This window comes from Pseudomonas sp. PDM01, assembly GCF_014852325.1.
GTDB classification, from domain to species: Bacteria; Pseudomonadota; Gammaproteobacteria; order Pseudomonadales; family Pseudomonadaceae; genus Aquipseudomonas; species Aquipseudomonas migulae.
The window spans coordinates 742,697-758,661 of record NZ_JACVBK010000002.1 but is presented as its reverse complement, the minus strand read 5'-3'; the positions used below and the strand labels follow the sequence as shown (position 1 = coordinate 758,661).

General features: G+C 58.2%; 17 protein-coding genes. 9 read left to right on the top strand and 8 right to left on the bottom strand.

The window, feature by feature from the left end:
- Positions 1-500: 500 nt before the first annotated feature.
- The gene (tyrS, locus tag IB246_RS08005; protein ID WP_008027125.1) at positions 501-1,700 is read right to left on the bottom strand and encodes a tyrosine--tRNA ligase; all 1,200 of its coding nucleotides are present in this window, start codon (positions 1,698-1,700) and stop codon (positions 501-503) included.
- A 211-nt stretch (positions 1,701-1,911) separates the two neighbouring features.
- On the opposite strand from tyrS, the gene IB246_RS08000 reads away from it, so the two are divergent.
- Together IB246_RS08000 and IB246_RS07995 are read left to right on the top strand one after the other, a co-directional pair.
- Entirely contained in the window at positions 1,912-3,330 is a 1,419-nt protein-coding gene (locus tag IB246_RS08000) for a peptidoglycan DD-metalloendopeptidase family protein (protein ID WP_008036003.1), read from the top strand.
- Positions 3,331-3,333: 3 nt separating this feature from the next.
- Positions 3,334-4,425: an anhydro-N-acetylmuramic acid kinase gene (locus tag IB246_RS07995; protein ID WP_008035995.1), complete on the top strand. Its 1,092-nt coding sequence runs from the start codon at positions 3,334-3,336 to the stop codon at positions 4,423-4,425.
- Between the two features lie 66 nt (positions 4,426-4,491).
- Here the strand turns inward: IB246_RS07995 and erpA are convergent, their stop codons facing one another.
- Both erpA and argC read right to left on the bottom strand, forming a co-directional pair.
- Positions 4,492-4,842: an iron-sulfur cluster insertion protein ErpA gene (gene erpA, locus IB246_RS07990; protein ID WP_007947969.1), complete on the bottom strand. Its 351-nt coding sequence runs from the start codon at positions 4,840-4,842 to the stop codon at positions 4,492-4,494.
- Between the two features lie 168 nt (positions 4,843-5,010).
- Complete coding sequence (gene argC, locus IB246_RS07985; protein ID WP_008035993.1) at positions 5,011-6,045, bottom strand: N-acetyl-gamma-glutamyl-phosphate reductase; 1,035 nt, start codon at positions 6,043-6,045, stop codon at positions 5,011-5,013.
- A 135-nt stretch (positions 6,046-6,180) separates the two neighbouring features.
- Here argC and hemJ point away from each other — a divergent pair, with 135 nt between their 5' ends.
- From hemJ to coq7, 6 genes are all read left to right on the top strand, one after another.
- Positions 6,181-6,609 (top strand): protoporphyrinogen oxidase HemJ, encoded by a 429-nt coding sequence (gene hemJ, locus IB246_RS07980; protein ID WP_008027117.1) that lies wholly within the window; start codon positions 6,181-6,183, stop codon positions 6,607-6,609.
- 33 nt (positions 6,610-6,642) lie between these two features.
- On the top strand, positions 6,643-7,611 hold the full coding sequence (locus IB246_RS07975) for an NAD(P)H-dependent flavin oxidoreductase (RefSeq protein WP_008035990.1): 969 nt from the start codon (positions 6,643-6,645) through the stop codon (positions 7,609-7,611).
- Between the two features lie 92 nt (positions 7,612-7,703).
- The gene (locus IB246_RS07970) at positions 7,704-8,648 is read left to right on the top strand and encodes a DUF805 domain-containing protein (RefSeq protein WP_008035988.1); all 945 of its coding nucleotides are present in this window, start codon (positions 7,704-7,706) and stop codon (positions 8,646-8,648) included.
- Positions 8,649-8,743: 95 nt separating this feature from the next.
- A complete protein-coding gene (locus IB246_RS07965; protein WP_032828658.1) occupies positions 8,744-9,532 on the top strand; it encodes an SDR family NAD(P)-dependent oxidoreductase in 789 nt (262 codons plus the stop codon).
- 81 nt (positions 9,533-9,613) lie between these two features.
- On the top strand, positions 9,614-9,952 hold the full coding sequence (locus tag IB246_RS07960; protein WP_008027110.1) for a histidine triad nucleotide-binding protein: 339 nt from the start codon (positions 9,614-9,616) through the stop codon (positions 9,950-9,952).
- A 181-nt stretch (positions 9,953-10,133) separates the two neighbouring features.
- Entirely contained in the window at positions 10,134-10,781 is a 648-nt protein-coding gene (gene coq7, locus IB246_RS07955) for a 2-polyprenyl-3-methyl-6-methoxy-1,4-benzoquinone monooxygenase (RefSeq protein ID WP_008027108.1), read from the top strand.
- 118 nt (positions 10,782-10,899) lie between these two features.
- Here the strand turns inward: coq7 and speD are convergent, their stop codons facing one another.
- Positions 10,900-11,694: an adenosylmethionine decarboxylase gene (gene speD, locus IB246_RS07950; protein WP_008027106.1), complete on the bottom strand. Its 795-nt coding sequence runs from the start codon at positions 11,692-11,694 to the stop codon at positions 10,900-10,902.
- Between the two features lie 239 nt (positions 11,695-11,933).
- Positions 11,934-12,356 carry an OsmC family protein gene (locus IB246_RS07945; RefSeq protein ID WP_007941657.1) on the bottom strand — a complete coding sequence of 141 codons (423 nt, stop codon included), beginning with the start codon at positions 12,354-12,356 and terminating at the stop codon, positions 11,934-11,936.
- A 230-nt stretch (positions 12,357-12,586) separates the two neighbouring features.
- Here IB246_RS07945 and crp point away from each other — a divergent pair, with 230 nt between their 5' ends.
- Complete coding sequence (crp, locus tag IB246_RS07940) at positions 12,587-13,231, top strand: cAMP-activated global transcriptional regulator CRP (protein WP_008027103.1); 645 nt, start codon at positions 12,587-12,589, stop codon at positions 13,229-13,231.
- Here crp and IB246_RS07935 read toward each other — a convergent pair.
- The 3 genes from IB246_RS07935 to trpD all read right to left on the bottom strand — a co-directional run bounded on the left by IB246_RS07935 (position 13,228) and on the right by trpD (position 15,957).
- The gene (locus tag IB246_RS07935; RefSeq protein WP_008035985.1) at positions 13,228-13,929 is read right to left on the bottom strand and encodes a biotin/lipoate A/B protein ligase family protein; all 702 of its coding nucleotides are present in this window, start codon (positions 13,927-13,929) and stop codon (positions 13,228-13,230) included. The two genes, crp and IB246_RS07935, sit on opposite strands and share 4 nt — an antisense overlap.
- 145 nt (positions 13,930-14,074) lie before the next feature.
- Positions 14,075-14,911: an indole-3-glycerol phosphate synthase TrpC gene (gene trpC / locus IB246_RS07930; protein ID WP_008035982.1), complete on the bottom strand. Its 837-nt coding sequence runs from the start codon at positions 14,909-14,911 to the stop codon at positions 14,075-14,077.
- Complete coding sequence (gene trpD / locus IB246_RS07925; protein WP_008027097.1) at positions 14,908-15,957, bottom strand: anthranilate phosphoribosyltransferase; 1,050 nt, start codon at positions 15,955-15,957, stop codon at positions 14,908-14,910. The genes trpC and trpD overlap by 4 nt, the downstream gene beginning before the upstream one ends.
- Positions 15,958-15,965 lie beyond the last annotated feature (8 nt).

The following is a 15,965-nucleotide window of genomic DNA, read 5'->3' as shown; positions in this document are numbered from 1 at the left end:
TACATCTTTGATTTCTCGCGGAGTAACTTGTGATGCTGATAATCTTGTTGACTATCAGTCTGACTCCACAAGCACCCACACGAATTGCTTGATTCAGTTGTTAAAGAGCGGTTGGTTAAGATCTTTCGTCTCAACCGAGGCGCGCATTCTACAGCGCCCTCTGTATCTGTCAAGCGGTTATTTTCAGAAGTTTTCAAAGTTTCCTTTGCAACTTCAACCACTTGCGCTTCCGATCTCTCGTTAGCGGGAGGCGAATTCTACAGCGTTACTGGCTGCTGTCAACACCTCTTTTTCTCCGCTTTCGACCGAGAAGATCGAACCGTCAAAAGAGCCACACAACACCGCTCTTTCAACTCCTTCTGGACTTCGATGAGCTGAAGCAACTCGCTGTCGAAAACTGCGTAACTCTTTGTTTACCAAGGAGTTTTCCGTTTCGACTGCGCCGGAAGTGGGGCGAATTATAGACTTCCAGAATCTGCCGTCAACCCCTAATTCCAGCTTTATTCGGATTTGAGCGAAATACGCGCAAATGCCTTCTTGCCAGCCTGGCAAACGTGGGTCGCGCCCAACACGTATATAAAGGTGCGATCCACAACCTCACCATCTATACGTACACCGCCGGAATTCAGCAGATCACGCGCTACCGCCGAGTTCTTCACCAGGCCTGCCTTATTAAGGACAGCAGCGATCGGCATATCTTCAGTAGCGGTCAATTCGATTTCCGGCAGATCGTCCGGCAGCTCGCCATCCTTCATACGATTGCCCGCTGCACGGTGAGCATTGGCTGCAGCCTCTTCACCATGGAAGCGCGCAACGATCTCTTCGGCCAGCTTGATCTTGATGTCGCGCGGATTGGCGCCCGCCTCGACATCGGCACGGAACGCATTGATCTCATCCATGGAACGGAAGCTGAGCAATTCGAAGTAACGCCACATCAGCGCATCCGGAATCGAAACCAGCTTGCTGTACATCACTCCCGGCGCTTCTTGAATACCGACGTAGTTGCCCAAGGACTTGGACATCTTCTTCACGCCATCCAGACCTTCAAGCAACGGCATGGTCAGAATGCACTGAGGATCCTGACCATAACCGCGCTGCAGCTCACGCCCCATCAACAGGTTGAACTTCTGATCGGTACCGCCCAGCTCGACATCCGCGCGCAAGGCGACCGAGTCGTAACCCTGAACCAGCGGATAGAGGAACTCATGGATGGCGATTGGCTGATTGGTCGTGTAGCGCTTGTCGAAATCGTCGCGCTCGAGCATGCGAGCAACGGTGTACTGCGAAGTCAGGCGAATGAAGTCGGCCGGCCCCATCTGATCCATCCAGGTGGAGTTGAACGCCACCTCGGTTTTGGCCGGATCAAGAATCTTGAAAACCTGAGTCTTGTAGGTCTCGGCATTCTCGAGAACCTGCTCACGGGTTAGCGGCGGACGCGTAGCGCTCTTGCCGCTCGGATCACCGATCATCCCGGTGAAGTCACCTATAAGGAAGATCACCTGATGCCCCAGCTCCTGGAACTGGCGCAGCTTATTAATAAGCACCGTGTGACCCAGGTGCAAATCCGGCGCGGTCGGATCGAAGCCTGCCTTAATACGTAGCGGCTGGCCACGCTTGAGCTTTTCGATCAGCTCGGACTCGACCAACAGTTCTTCTGCACCACGTTTGATCAGCGCTAGCTGCTCTTCAACCGACTTCATAACAGACCCGCAAGGCTCGAATTCAAAGGGAACCAACCATACAAGATCACGCGTCAAATACAAAGTTTGGCCGGCGCAATGACGCCAATCCGCTGACAGAGTGACCACGGACTTGCTTCAGAGATGATTTGGTTATATTTTATACAGTTATTTCATCTTCATCATGTCATTCATCTTTTCCAATTCATCTTTTTCAAAGTCAAAATTACCTATGACCAAAGAATCGTCTAAAGCGCCTCCGCTTTACCCGAAGACCCACCTGCTCGCAGCAAGTGGTATCGCCGCCCTTCTGAGCCTGGCGCTTCTGGTATTTCCTTCCAGTGATGTAGAAGCAAAAAAGACGACACTGAGTCTTGAACTGGAAAGCCCTGCTGAACAACTGACACAAGATCAAGACGCTGCCGACGTCGCCCAAGCCACAAATGAGCCGGCAACTTCCCCTTTTGCGCAGATCGAAGACAGCTCCGAAGAGTCCCAGGAAACTGCCCAGGCCAAACCCGCGCCGGTTGTCGAAGAAAAGAAGGGTCCCAATCACAGGGAAGTGATCGTCGCCAAAGGCGATACGCTCTCCACGCTGTTCGAGAAAGTCGGCCTTCCGGCCACTTCGGTGCATGAAGTATTGACCAGCGACAAGCAGGCCAAGCAATTCAGCCAACTCAAACATGGCCAGAAACTCGAATTCGAACTGAACCCCGAAGGCCAGCTGACCAACCTGCACAGCAAGGTCAGCGACCTCGAAAGCATCACCCTGACCAAGAATGACAAGGGTTATGTGTTCAACCGCATCACCGCCAAGCCTACCGTGCGCTCCGCCTACGTTCACGGCGTGATCAACAGCTCGTTGTCGCAGTCCGCCGCTCGCGCCGGCCTGTCCCACAGCCTGACCATGGACATGGCCAGCGTGTTTGGCTATGACGTCGACTTCGCCCAGGATATTCGCCAGGGTGACGAGTTCGACGTGATCTACGAACAGAAAGTCGTCAACGGCAAGGCTGTCGGCAATGGCCCGATCCTTTCCGCACGCTTCACCAACCGCGGCAAGACCTACACCGCCGTGCGTTACACCAACAAACAAGGCAACAGCAGCTACTACACTGCTGATGGCAACAGCATGCGCAAGGCGTTTATCCGCACCCCGGTAGACTTTGCCCGCATCAGCTCGAAATTCTCCATGGGCCGCAAACACCCGATCCTGAACAAGATCCGCGCTCACAAAGGCGTCGACTACGCAGCTCCGCGCGGTACGCCAATCAAGGCGGCCGGTGATGGCAAGGTGTTGTTGGCCGGCCGTCGCGGCGGTTATGGCAATACCGTGATCATCCAGCACGGCAACACTTATCGCACGCTGTACGGCCATATGCAGGGCTTTGCGAAAGGTGTGCAGACCGGCAGCTCCGTCAAGCAGGGTCAAGTGATTGGCTATATCGGCACTACCGGCCTGTCCACCGGACCGCATCTGCACTACGAGTTCCAGGTCAATGGTGTGCACGTCGATCCACTAGGTCAAAAAGTGGCGATGGCCGATCCAATTTCCAAAGCAGAACGGGCACGTTTCCTCGCGCAGAGTCAGCCTCTGATGGCGCGTATGGATCAAGAAAAATCCACCCAACTGGCTTCGAGCAAGCGCTAAGCCATGACGCGCTATATAGGTGTGATGTCCGGAACCAGTCTCGATGGCCTGGACATCGCGCTGGTTGAGTTGAACCCGGCGATCAGACTGGTCGCCACGCACTACATTCCCATGCCTGATTCCCTGCGCACCGAGCTGCTTGGCTTGTGCGCCAGCGGCCCGGACGAGATTGCCCGCTCCGCCATCGCCCAGCAAAACTGGGTGACTCTGGCGGCGCAGGGCATTCGCACCCTTCTTGACCAACAAAACCTGAAACCCGAAGACATCCGCGCGATTGGCAGCCATGGCCAGACCATTCGCCACGAACCGGCACGCGGCTTCACGGTACAGATCGGCAACCCTGCCCTGCTGACCGAATTGACCGGCATCACCGTGGTCAGTGACTTCCGCAGTCGCGACGTTGCGGCCGGCGGACAAGGCGCACCACTGGTGCCAGCGTTTCACGAAGCGCTGTTTGAAGAGCAAGCGGGTAACCGCGCGGTATTGAACGTCGGCGGTTTCAGCAACCTCAGCCTGATCGAACCCGGCCAACCCGTAGCCGGTTTCGACTGCGGCCCCGGGAACGTACTGCTGGACGCGTGGATTCATCAGCAACGCGGCGAAAACTTTGATCGTGACGGCCAATGGGCAGCCAGCGGCCAAGTCGAACCTGTTCTGTTGAAGGCGCTACTCAGTGATCCGTTCTTCGTGACCAAAGGCCCGAAGAGCACCGGCCGTGAAGTGTTCAATCTGCCATGGCTGACACAGCATCTTTCGCAATTGCCGACCTTCGCCGCCGAAGACGTGCAAGCAACACTGCTTGAGCTGACCGCGCTGACCATCGTCGAATCATTGCAAAGCGCCCAGGCGGATACCCGAGAGTTGCTGGTCTGCGGCGGCGGTGCGCACAACGCCACGCTGATGAAGCGCCTGGCCAGCCTGCTGCCAAACGCGAACGTCAGCAGCACCGCCACTCATGGCGTTGACCCGGACTGGGTCGAAGCCATGGCCTTCGCCTGGCTGGCTCATTGCTGCCTGGAAGGTATCGCGGCCAATCGTCCAAGCGTCACCGGCGCTCGCGGCCTGCGCGTACTCGGCGCCATCTACCCGGCCTGAACGCCAGACAGCAAAACGCCGCAGAGCCCTGAGGCCATGCGGCGTTTGTAATGCGGTGAATCGCGATCAGATCGAGAACGAAGAGCCGCAGCCACACGTGGTGCTGGCGTTCGGGTTCTTGATCACGAAACGCGAACCTTCCAGACCTTCCTGGTAATCCACCTCGGCACCTGCCAGGTACTGGAAGCTCATCGGATCGACGACCAGGCTCACACCCTCGCGCTCGACGATGGTGTCGTCATCGGCCACTTCTTCATCGAAGGTGAAGCCGTACTGAAAACCTGAACAACCGCCGCCCGTAACGAATACGCGCAGCTTCAAGCGATCATTCCCCTCTTCATCGACCAGGCTCTTCACCTTGTGCGCGGCACCGTGGGTAAATTGCAAAGCCGTGGGGGTGAAGGATTCGACGCTCATGCTGACTATCTCCCGGCGTTACGCCGCCATAATGCGTGATGACGCGCATTATCCGCTTCTCCTAGAAAAGCGGTCAACTATTGTTACGGTATATCAATAAACCCGATTGCCGGTTCGAAACGCAAAAAGGCCCGTTCAACGGGCCTTTTTGCTGAGCGGGCTAAAGCCTTACGGCAACATGCCAGCGTGCGACAAGCCCAGACGCTCATCCAGACCGAACAGGATGTTCAGGTTCTGCACCGCCTGACCCGACGCACCTTTTACCAGGTTATCGATGACCGACAACACCACCACCAGGTCACCGTCCTGCGGACGATGCACGGCGATACGGCAGACGTTGGCGCCGCGCACGCTGCGGGTTTCCGGGTGGCTGCCTGCTGGCATCACATCAACGAACGGCTCGTTGGCATAGCGCTTTTCAAACAGTGCCTGCAGATCCACCGAACGATCCACGACCGTCGCGTAGAGCGTCGAGTGAATGCCGCGAATCATCGGCGTCAGGTGCGGAACGAAGGTCAGGCCGACATCCTTTCCTGCAGCACGGCGCAGACCCTGGCGAATTTCCGGCAAGTGACGGTGACCTTTCACAGCGTAGGCCTTCATGCTTTCCGACGTCTCGGAGTACAGCGAACCTACAGCAGCACCACGACCGGCACCGCTGACGCCGGATTTGCAGTCAGCGATCAAGCGCGTGGTATCGGCCAGACCGGCTTCGAGCAATGGCAGGAAACCCAATTGCGTAGCCGTTGGATAGCAACCCGGTACGGCGATCAGGCGAGCCTGCTTGATCTGCTCGCGATTGACTTCCGGCAAGCCGTAGACCGCTTCTTCCAGCAGCTGTGGCGCACCGTGCGGCTGGCCGTACCACTTGGCCCACTCATCGGCATCTTGCAGACGGAAGTCCGCCGACAGGTCGATGACCTTGGTTCCGGCCGCCAGCAGTTCACCGGCCAGCGCATGGGCGACACCGTGAGGCGTGGCGAAGAACACCACGTCGCAGGCGCCCAGGGTCTTGATGTCCGGAACGCTGAACGCCAGGCCGTCGTAATGGCCGCGCAGGTTCGGATACATATCAGCCACGGCCAGACCGGCCTCGGATCGGGAAGTGATCACCACCACTTCTGCCTGCGGATGCTGTGCCAACAGACGCAGCAGTTCGACACCGGTGTAACCCGTGCCGCCGACGATACCGACCTTGACCATAAACCTGCCCTCAACGAACCCACTGGAAAGCCGTCGATAATAGGGCCCGTATCGCCCTGCGACAACCGTCAAGGTGACGTGCGGACGCTCTACCCTCTACTATCTTCGCTACCGTGAACCTGGGAATAACCAAAAATGCTTTATCTGTGGCTCAAAGCGCTTCATATCATCAGCATGGTCTGCTGGTTTGCCGGCCTGTTTTACCTGCCGCGCCTGTTCGTCTATCACGCCCAAAGCGAAGACACCGTCAGCAAGGAACGCTTCAGCCTGATGGAGCGCAAGCTGTATCGCGGCATCATGGGCCCGGCGATGATCGCCACGCTGGTTTTCGGCATTGCGCTGATCGGGCTGAACCCGGGCATATTCAGCCAAGGTGCCTGGATTCACGCCAAATTGACGCTGGTGGTGATCCTGATCGGCTACCACCACATGTGCGGCGCGCAGGTGAAACGATTTGCCCGTGGCGAGAACACCCGCAGCCATGTCTTTTATCGCTGGTTCAATGAAGTGCCGGTTCTGATATTGCTGGCTATCGTAATTCTGGTCGTCGTTCGGCCGTTCTAACTTCAATCGGCACCACTCACCGGGGTACTTCCAATGTCGCTGCCCGCTTTGCTCGAACAACGTTTGCGTCTGCCCGTGGTGGCAGCGCCGATGTTCCTGATTTCCAACCCGCAACTGGTACTCGCCTGCTGCCGTAATGGCGTGGTCGGCAGCTTCCCCGCGCTGAACCAGCGTGAGAGCAGCGGCTTCAAGGCCTGGCTGGAAGAGATCGAAGCAGGGTTGGCGACAATGGAAAAACCGGCGCCCTACGCCGTGAACCTGATCGTCCACAACAGCAACCCGCGCCTGCAAGCAGACCTGGAGATCTGCATCGAGCACAAGGTGCCGATCGTGATCACCAGCCTTGGCGCCGTTAAAGAACTGGTCGACGCAGTCCACGGCTACGGCGGCCTGGTATTCCATGACGTAACGACTCGTCGCCACGCAGAGAAAGCAGCGGAGGCTGGCGTAGATGGTTTGATCGCCGTTGCCGCAGGCGCCGGTGGACACGCGGGTACCTGGAGCCCGTTTTCGCTGATTGCCGAAATCCGCCAGTTCTTCGACAAGACGCTGTTGCTGGCCGGCTGCCTCAATCACGGTCACGAGATACTCGCGGCACAATTGCTCGGTGCGGATCTGGCCTACTTCGGTACGCGATTTATCGGCACCACCGAAAGCCATGCGCCTGAGGCCTACAAGGAGATGCTGCTGACATCCAGAGCGGCAGACATCATTCATACTCCGGCGGTGTCGGGTGTTCCGGCGAGTTTCATGCGCCAAAGCCTGGAAGCGGCCGGTTTCGACATGGCGGCGTTGCAAAACAAAGGCGAGGTCAACTTCGGCTCCAAGCTCAAGCCATTGAGCGATGAAGCCAAGGCCTGGAAAACCGTGTGGTCCGCCGGCCAGGGCGTCGGAGAGATAGACGATTTACCGAGCGTGGATCAATTGGTTGCACGACTGGACGCTGAATACCGCCAGGCGCTGGAGCTGGCAGCACAACTGCCGAAACGCTGGCCGCGTTAGCAGGAAATTTGGCCAGTCATCCTCGACTGGCCTTACACTCCGGGCTCGCAACTCTCTAACTATTCAAACACCCGCGACAAGGATGCCTCGCAATGAGCGACAACCGTTTCAAGATCGTATTCGACGGCGCTCTGCTGCCGGGGATCGACCTCACCACCGCCAAACTCAATCTGGCGGCGTTGTACAAAAGCGAAGTGGCAGCCGTCGAACGACTGTTCAACGGACAGCCTGTTACGCTCAAGCAAGGCCTGTCGCAGACTGACGCGCAAACCTACCTTCAGGCGCTGACGAAAACCGGCATCGAAGCCCGCATTGAAGCCGAGCCCTCGATTGAACTGAACCTGGCCGACGCTCACCACCACGCCCCCGCCAGCAGTAAACCCGCGTTCGCAGAACCAGAGTCGCCGTACGCACCACCTCAGGCCAGGGTCGGCGAAAACCTGCCGCCGTTCGGCACGCTCAAGCCTTTTGGCGTCGAAGGGCGAATCGGCCGTTTGCGCTATCTGGCCTGGACCATGGTGGCGACGCTGGTCATGCTCGGCGTCGGGTCGGTCGTCGCCATTTTCGCCATCGCCCTGATCGCCAGCGATTCGACCGCAGGCCTGATTGTCGGCGGCCTGGTGGTGGTGCTCCTGTGCATCGCCATCGCGGTCGTCACCGTTCAGATCAGCGTTCAGCGCCTGCACGACATCGGCTGGTCCGGCTGGCTCTGGCTGCTCAATCTAGTGCCGTTCATAGGCAGCTTCTTTCCGTTTGTGCTCATGTGCGTGCCGGGCAACACCATCGCCAATCGCTACGGCCCACCACCACCGCCAAACACCACGGCAGTCAAAGTGTTGTCTTCGCTGTGGGTGGTATTCATTGCCCTCGTCTTTGTCGGTGTATTGGCCGGCGCTTTCAGTGCGATCCAGCAAGAGTACGAAGACGCTGCCGGACTCAGCTATGACAGCAGCTCGCTAACCACCGAAGAAGTGGAAGTCGAGCCCGCCGCTGAGGCTGAAGAAGTGCCGGATAGCGCAGACGAGGAAGCCCAATAAGCCCCGGCCCCTGTAGACTCTGCGAAAGAATGAACAGCGCTCCCCGCCCGTGACACCTGCGTCGCAGGCGCGGAGCTGTTGCGATGGAGAACTGCATGACCCGTTACGCTCTGATCACTGGCGCTTCCAGCGGCATCGGCCTGGCGATGGCCGAAGCGCTGGCCCGCCGTGGCCGCAGCCTGATTCTGGTGGCCCGACAGCGTGATCAGCTGGAAAGTATTGCAATTGAACTGACCCAACGTTTTGGCGTGGAGGTGTTGTTCCGCGCCTGCGACCTCGGCGAGCCGCTGCGCCTGTCCGGGTTTCTGCTGGAACTGGAAGAAGGCGACCGGCAGATCGACTTGCTGGTGAACTGCGCCGGCATCGGCACCTGCGGCCCATTTCTGGCGCAGGACTGGATGACCGAACAAGACCTGATCGAGGTGAACATTCTGGCCCTCACTCGCCTGTGCCATGCCATCGGCAACAGCATGGCCTTGCAGGGCGGTGGGCAGATCTTGAACGTCGCCTCGGTTGCAGCGTTCCATCCCGGCCCGTGGATGAGCACTTACTACGCCAGCAAAGCCTATGTACTGCACTTTTCCGAAGGGCTGCGCGTCGAGCTGAAGAAATGCGCAGTCAAGGTTTCCGTACTCTGCCCCGGCCCGACCCGCACCGCGTTTTTCCGCACCGCACAACTGAACAGCGACAAACTGGTCGACAGCAAACTGCTGATGAGTCCGGAGGAAGTCGCGCTCTATACCGTGCGGGCTCTGGATAAGAATCGCGCCATTATTATTCCGGGCCGGCTGAACCGCTGGTTCGCTTTCCTGCCACGGCTCGGCTCACGCTGGCTGATCAGGACCATCACAGGCATGGTCAACAAGGCCTATTGCCCGCGCTGACCTGGCCTCAAGGCAAAAGGCTGGGCTCGGGGATCACCCATGAGTACACTCAGGCCAGCCCAAACAACGGAGAAAACAGCTGTGGATACTCTGTTCACCAAGATCATCAACCGGGAAATCCCGGCGAAGATCATTTACGAGGACGACCAGGTACTGGCCTTCCACGACATCGCCCCGCAGGCACCGGTGCATTTTCTGGTGATCCCGAAGAAACCGGTGCGCACCTTGAACGACCTCACCGAGGACGACAAGGCATTGGCCGGGCATATTCTGTTCACTGCCCAGCGCCTGGCACTGGAACTGGGTTGCGAAAAAGGTTTTCGCGTTGTCATGAACTGCAATGAAGAAGGTGGGCAGACTGTCTACCACATTCATATGCATGTGCTGGGTCAGCGTCAGATGCACTGGCCGCCGGGTTGATCCATCCCGCATTACTGTAGGAGCGAGGCTTGCCCGCGAAAAGGTCGATGCGGTTGTTCAGATAGACCGCATTATCGTTCTTCGCGGGCAAGCCTCGCTCCTACAGGGTTGATGACCCAGCGCAAACCTTCCCCGGCCGATTGGGTTAAACTGGCCGCCGAGATTCCTCCCGGAGATCAGCATGACTACCCAACGTCACTACTCGCCCATTGACCGTCTTCTGCTGCAAGCCGATGCCGCGATGCGTACCCTGCTGCCCTTCAGCGGCCAGCCGTACCGTCCGTCCCCTGCGATCGTGCAGCCGGAAACGCAAATGAGCGACGAAGACACCCGGCACGTCGCCGGCCTGATGCGCATCAACCATACCGGCGAAGTCTGCGCCCAGGCGCTGTATCAAGGGCAGGCCCTGACCGCCAAGCTGCCGCAGGTGCGCGCCGCCATGGAACATGCTGCCGAAGAAGAGATCGACCATCTGGTCTGGTGCGAGCAACGCATCAAGCAGTTGGGCAGCCATACCAGCATTCTCAACCCGCTGTTCTACGGCATGTCATTCGGGATTGGCGCGGTGGCCGGCTTGATCAGCGACAAGGTCAGCCTGGGTTTCGTTGCGGCTACCGAGCATCAGGTGTGCAAGCACTTGAACGAACACCTTGAGCAACTGCCGGCCGAGGACGAAAAGTCCCGGGCGATTCTTGAGCAGATGCGTGTTGATGAAGAGCAACATGCCGAAAGTGCGCTGGAGGCTGGGGGCTTTCGTTTTCCGGCGCCGGTGAAGTTCGGGATGAGCTTGATGGCCAAGGTGATGACCAAGAGTACCTACAGAATCTGACGATTATGTTGTTCGTTAGGGCCTCTTCGCGGGCAAGCCTCGCTCCTACATGGGATCTGCGGTAATAAAAAAGGCGACTGCCGTGAGGGAGTCGCCTTTTTTTGTGCTCGCGAGAATCTTAGGTCGGCATGTTGCGCGCGTAGAAGATTTCGAGCATTTCGTGTTTCACACGATCCGTCACTTGGGCGCGTTGCTCAGGGGACAGGTTGTTGGTCGCGTCGCCGAACAGGTAGTTATCCAGTTCGAAGTTCTTCAACAGCATTTTGGTGTGGAACAGGTTTTCCTGGTACACGTTCACGTCGGTCATCTGGTACGCGTCGCGGGTGTCTTCGGACAGGTAGTTCTGGATCGAGTTGATCTCGTGATCGATGAAGTGCTTGTTGCCTTCGACGTCACGGGTGAAACCGCGCACACGGTAATCCACGGTCACGATGTCCGAATCGAACTGGTGAATCAGGAAGTTGAGCGCTTTAAGCGGTGAAATGACGCCACAGGTCGACACGTCAATGTCCACACGGAAGGTCGCAATACCGTCGTCCGGATGGATTTCCGGGTAGGTGTGCACCGTGATGTGGCTCTTGTCGAGGTGGGCCAGGATGATTTCGGGCAACGGGCCCGGAGACTCTTCGATCTGGCTGTCGGTCGGGGTCACCGGCTCTTCAGAGATCAGAATCGTGACGCTGGCGCCTTGTGGGTCGTAGTCCTGACTGGCAATGTTCAGGATGTTGGCACCAATGATATCGACAACTTCCGTGAGGATCTGCGTCAGGCGTTTCGCGTTGTACTCTTCATTGATGTACTCGACGTAAGCCTGCTGGTCTTGCGGGGTTTCCGCGTAGCAGATGTCATAGATGTTGAAGCTCAAGGTCTTTGTCAGGTTATTGAACCCGTGGAGCTTGAGTTTGCTTTTCACCGTTAAAAACTCTCTATGTATTGCGGCCCGGGCCGCGTGATCAAGCATGCCCGTCAGATGCGTACGACGCACCTGCGTAGGACGGTTAACACCTCTTCGCGATGGCGATTTTGGTTGTCTGTTCGGGCGAGCGGCCTGTCGGTTGACGGACCACTACCCTGAAAAAAGTGGCGCATTATGCAGACGTCAGCTTGGGATCGCCAGAGTCTGCACCGCTTTTATGATAGTTGAATGTCGAATCAACCGAGTTCGATGATTTCGTAGTCGTGGGTAATCGCGACACCCGCCGCGCCGAGCATGATCGAGGCCGAGCAATACTTCTCGGCAGACAGCTCGATGGCGCGCTTGACCTGGGCTTCTTTCAGCCCGCGGCCCTTGACCACGAAGTGCATGTGGATCTTGGTGAAGACCTTCGGGTCCTCGGTCGCGCGCTCGGCTTCGAGGAAGGCTTCGCAGCTTTCGACGGCCTGACGGGACTTCTTGAGAATGCTGACCACGTCGAAATTGCTGCAACCGCCGACACCCAGCAGGAGCATTTCCATCGGCCGGACACCCAGGTTACGACCACCGGCATCGGGCGGACCGTCCATGACCACGACATGACCGCTACCGGATTCGCCGAGGAACATGGCTTCGCCAGCCCATTGGATGCGTGCCTTCATCGCCAAGACTCCACTGTATAAAAAAGGGTCGCCAGCTTAGCACAGGGCCCTGGATTGACAGCGCTCGCCGTCCTAGGACAGAACCTTTTGCTTTGTAGGTAAAATCTCGAATATTGCAGGAAGTGTCTGTTAAGCTGGCGCCAATTCGCTGGCGCATTGCCAGCTTTGTAGCAACCTCAGTGCCTCATAAAAAAACCAAACACACCGTGCAGTCTTTCCGGGATACAACCATGGTTGCTATTGCCCCTACACCCAAGATCAAGAACCTCGACAAACTGTTGATGCATTGCCAGCGCCGTCGCTATGCGGCCAAGAGCAATATCATTTGCGCCGGCGACCGCTCGGAGACGCTGTTCTTCATCATCAAAGGCTCGGTCACCATCCTGATCGAGGATGATGACGGCCGTGAAATGATCATTGCCTACCTGAACTCCGGAGACTTCTTCGGCGAGTTGGGTCTGTTTGAACAGGCCGGTCTGGAACAGGAACGCAGCGCCTGGGTGCGCGCCAAGATCGAGTGCGAAGTCGCGGAAATCAGCTACGCGAAATTCCGCGAGCTGTCCCAGCAAGACCCGGACATTCTTTACGTACTTAGCGGACAAATCGCACAACGCCTGCGCAACACCACACGCAAGGTCGGTGACCTCGCATTCTTCGACGTGACAGGCCGCGTTGCCCGTTGCCTGCTGGAATTGTGCAAACAGCCCGATGCGATGACCCACCCCGATGGCATGCAGATCAAGGTGACCCGTCAGGAAATCGGGCGGATTGTCGGGTGTTCCCGGGAGATGGTCGGTCGCGTTCTTAAAGATCTGGAAGAACGCAACCTGGTGGACGTCAAAGGCAAGACCATGGTGGTCTTCGGGACGCGCTAAGCCTTGAACATGTCTGCCAGCAACTGGCGATAGAGTGCATCGAGCCGTGCCAATGCGTCAGGTGCGGCGAACTTCTCATGGAGCGCGATGTGGCTTTCGGCGCGGACCCGTTGCTCCAGGCCGCACGCTTCATTGAAGCGATTGACCGCCGCGACCATTGATTCGCGCTCGTTATCCAGCAACAACGCACCGTGCACCAACCCGACCGGGCGCGTGCCGCCCTTGCTCTGGCGCCAACGCTGGGCGGTGCCGACCATCTTGCGACCGTCGAGATTGACGTTGAAACGGCCATCGCAAAATGCGCCGTCGATTTCGCCCAGGGACGAAACGCCGCCCAGTTCATCCAGTAACTGACAGATCGGATCGCAAAGTCGGCGATAGGCGGTTTCGATGCGGTTCTGATCGCCCTCGCTACGCGGTGGCGCGTAGACCAAAGCGATGTTGATGGTGGAAGCCGACTGCGGCACGGGCTCGCCGCCGGTTTCACGCAACAGCACAGGCCAACCGGCAGCGGCGGAGACTTCGCAAGCGTGATCGAAACCGGGCAGGCGATTCAAACGGCGCGGCATGACCAGTGCTTTGTCACTTGGCTGCCAGAACAGCAGGCCGAATTCTGAGTCGCCGGTGCAGACTGAGGCCAGCAAATCCTGTTCCGCTTGCAGGCCGGCTTCGATGGTCAAGGAAACAGGAGAGGTCATAAGGTCTTCCATAGGACGGTCAGTCTGTGGTGCTTCTTATGCCGCCATCGCGAGCAGGCTCGCTCCCACATTGGATCTTTGCCGTTAGCAAAACCCTTGTGGGAGCGAGCCTGCTCGCGATGGCGTCGATTCGGTCTGCAGGTTATCAGTCGAGTGTCGAACCACTCACCGGAACACCACGCTCCGGGAAGAACAGGCGCTGAAGCTCGGTGCCCGGGCTTTCGGCGCGCATGAACGCTTCGCCGACCAGGAACGCATACACGTCGCTGATTTCCATCAGCTCGACATCGGCCCGATTGAGGATGCCGCTTTCAGTGATCACCAAACGGTCACGCGGAATCCGCGGCAGCAAATCCAGCGTGGTTTCCAGACTGACGTCGAAGGTGTGCAGGTTGCGGTTGTTCACGCCGACCAGCGGCGTGTCGAGGGTTTTCAAGGCCCGCTCCAGTTCGTCACCGTCATGGACTTCCACCAGCACGTCGAGGCCAACGCTTTTTGCCACCGCCGCCAGCTCGGCCATTTTCACGTCGTCCAGCGCGGAGACGATCAACAGCACGCAGTCCGCGCCCAACGCACGGGCTTCGACGATCTGATACGGATCGATCATGAAATCCTTGCGGATCACCGGCAATTTGCACGCCGCCCGGGCCTGTTGCAGATATGCATCTGCGCCCTGGAAATAATCGATATCGGTGAGCACCGACAGGCAGGTCGCACCGCCCTTCTCGTAGCTCCTGGCGATGTCCGCAGGCACGAAGTTCTCGCGAATCACGCCTTTGCTCGGCGAAGCTTTCTTGATTTCAGCAATGACCGCTGGCTGCTTCAGCTTGGCCTGCGCCAGCAATGCCTTGGCAAAACCACGGGGTGCATCGGCCGCCTTGGCCAGACTTTCCAGCTCGGCCAGGCTCACACGAGCGCTACGCTCGGCGACTTCCTGGACTTTGCGCGCCAGAATGTTTTCCAGAACCGTCGGTACACTCATCCCTCATTCTCCACTTTGAATACCGCGGTAAATGCACCCAACTCCTCAAGTTTTTCCCGAGCGAGGCCTGTGTGCAGCGCATCGTGCGCCAGGGCAACGCCTTCTTTCAAACTGGTCGCCAGGTCGGCGGCGTAGAGTGCAGCACCGGCATTGAGCACGATCATCTCGGCAGCTTTCTGACCGCTCTCGGTCTTGCGCTTGCCCAGGGCATCGCGAATCAGCTCAAGCGAAGCGGCCGGGCTTTCCACCGCCAGGCCGTGCAGGCTCTGGCTCTTCATGCCCAAATCTTCCGGCTCGACCCAATACTCGGTGATCTGGTCATTCTTCAATTCCGCCACGTAGGTCGGCGCAGCCAGACTGAATTCGTCCAGGCCGTCTTTCGAGTTCACCACCAGCACATGCTTGCTGCCCAGACGTTGCAAGACTTCGGCCAATGGCCGGCACAGCGCCTGGCTGAACACGCCCACCACCTGATGTTTCACGCCAGCCGGATTCGTAAGCGGGCCGAGCATATTGAACAGGGTACGCAGACCAAGATCCTTGCGCGGGCCGGCGGCGTATTTCATGGCTTTGTGATGAGTCTGGGCAAACATGAAACCGATGCCGACGTTGTCGATGCAACGCGCTACCTGAACCGGCGTCAGGTTCAGATAGATGCCCGCCGCCTCCAGCAGATCGGCGCTGCCGCTTTTACCCGAGACCGCACGGTTACCGTGCTTGGCCACGGTGCAACCGGCGGCTGCCACCACAAAGGACGAAGCCGTCGAGACGTTAAAAATGTTCGCACCATCGCCGCCGGTGCCGACCACATCAACCACGCCGTCGAGGGTCTTCAGTTCGACCTTGTCCGCCAGCTCGCGCATGACCGACACGGCGCCGACGATCTCGTCGATGCTTTCGCTCTTCATGCGCATGGCCATCATGAACGCACCGATCTGCGCGTCCGTGCATTGCCCGGTCATGATCTCGCGCATCACATCGCGCATTTCATCGGTGCTGAGGTCGAGTTGATCGACGATACGGCTGAGGGCTGTCTTGATATTCATGGGAAGTC

Bases quoted from the DNA above. Each gene is read 5' to 3' on its own strand.
- tyrS (WP_008027125.1), bottom strand. From the start codon at position 1,700: ATGAAGTCGGTTGAAGAGCAGCTAGCGCTGATCAAACGTGGTGCAGAA.
- IB246_RS08000 (WP_008036003.1), top strand. From the start codon at position 1,912: ATGACCAAAGAATCGTCTAAAGCGCCTCCGCTTTACCCGAAGACCCAC.
- IB246_RS07995 (WP_008035995.1), top strand. From the start codon at position 3,334: ATGACGCGCTATATAGGTGTGATGTCCGGAACCAGTCTCGATGGCCTG.
- erpA (WP_007947969.1), bottom strand. From the start codon at position 4,842: ATGAGCGTCGAATCCTTCACCCCCACGGCTTTGCAATTTACCCACGGT.
- argC (WP_008035993.1), bottom strand. From the start codon at position 6,045: ATGGTCAAGGTCGGTATCGTCGGCGGCACGGGTTACACCGGTGTCGAA.
- hemJ (WP_008027117.1), top strand. From the start codon at position 6,181: ATGCTTTATCTGTGGCTCAAAGCGCTTCATATCATCAGCATGGTCTGC.
- IB246_RS07975 (WP_008035990.1), top strand. From the start codon at position 6,643: ATGTCGCTGCCCGCTTTGCTCGAACAACGTTTGCGTCTGCCCGTGGTG.
- IB246_RS07970 (WP_008035988.1), top strand. From the start codon at position 7,704: ATGAGCGACAACCGTTTCAAGATCGTATTCGACGGCGCTCTGCTGCCG.
- IB246_RS07965 (WP_032828658.1), top strand. From the start codon at position 8,744: ATGACCCGTTACGCTCTGATCACTGGCGCTTCCAGCGGCATCGGCCTG.
- coq7 (WP_008027108.1), top strand. From the start codon at position 10,134: ATGACTACCCAACGTCACTACTCGCCCATTGACCGTCTTCTGCTGCAA.
- IB246_RS07945 (WP_007941657.1), bottom strand. From the start codon at position 12,356: ATGAAGGCACGCATCCAATGGGCTGGCGAAGCCATGTTCCTCGGCGAA.
- crp (WP_008027103.1), top strand. From the start codon at position 12,587: ATGGTTGCTATTGCCCCTACACCCAAGATCAAGAACCTCGACAAACTG.
- IB246_RS07935 (WP_008035985.1), bottom strand. From the start codon at position 13,929: ATGACCTCTCCTGTTTCCTTGACCATCGAAGCCGGCCTGCAAGCGGAA.
- trpC (WP_008035982.1), bottom strand. From the start codon at position 14,911: ATGAGTGTACCGACGGTTCTGGAAAACATTCTGGCGCGCAAAGTCCAG.
- trpD (WP_008027097.1), bottom strand. From the start codon at position 15,957: ATGAATATCAAGACAGCCCTCAGCCGTATCGTCGATCAACTCGACCTC.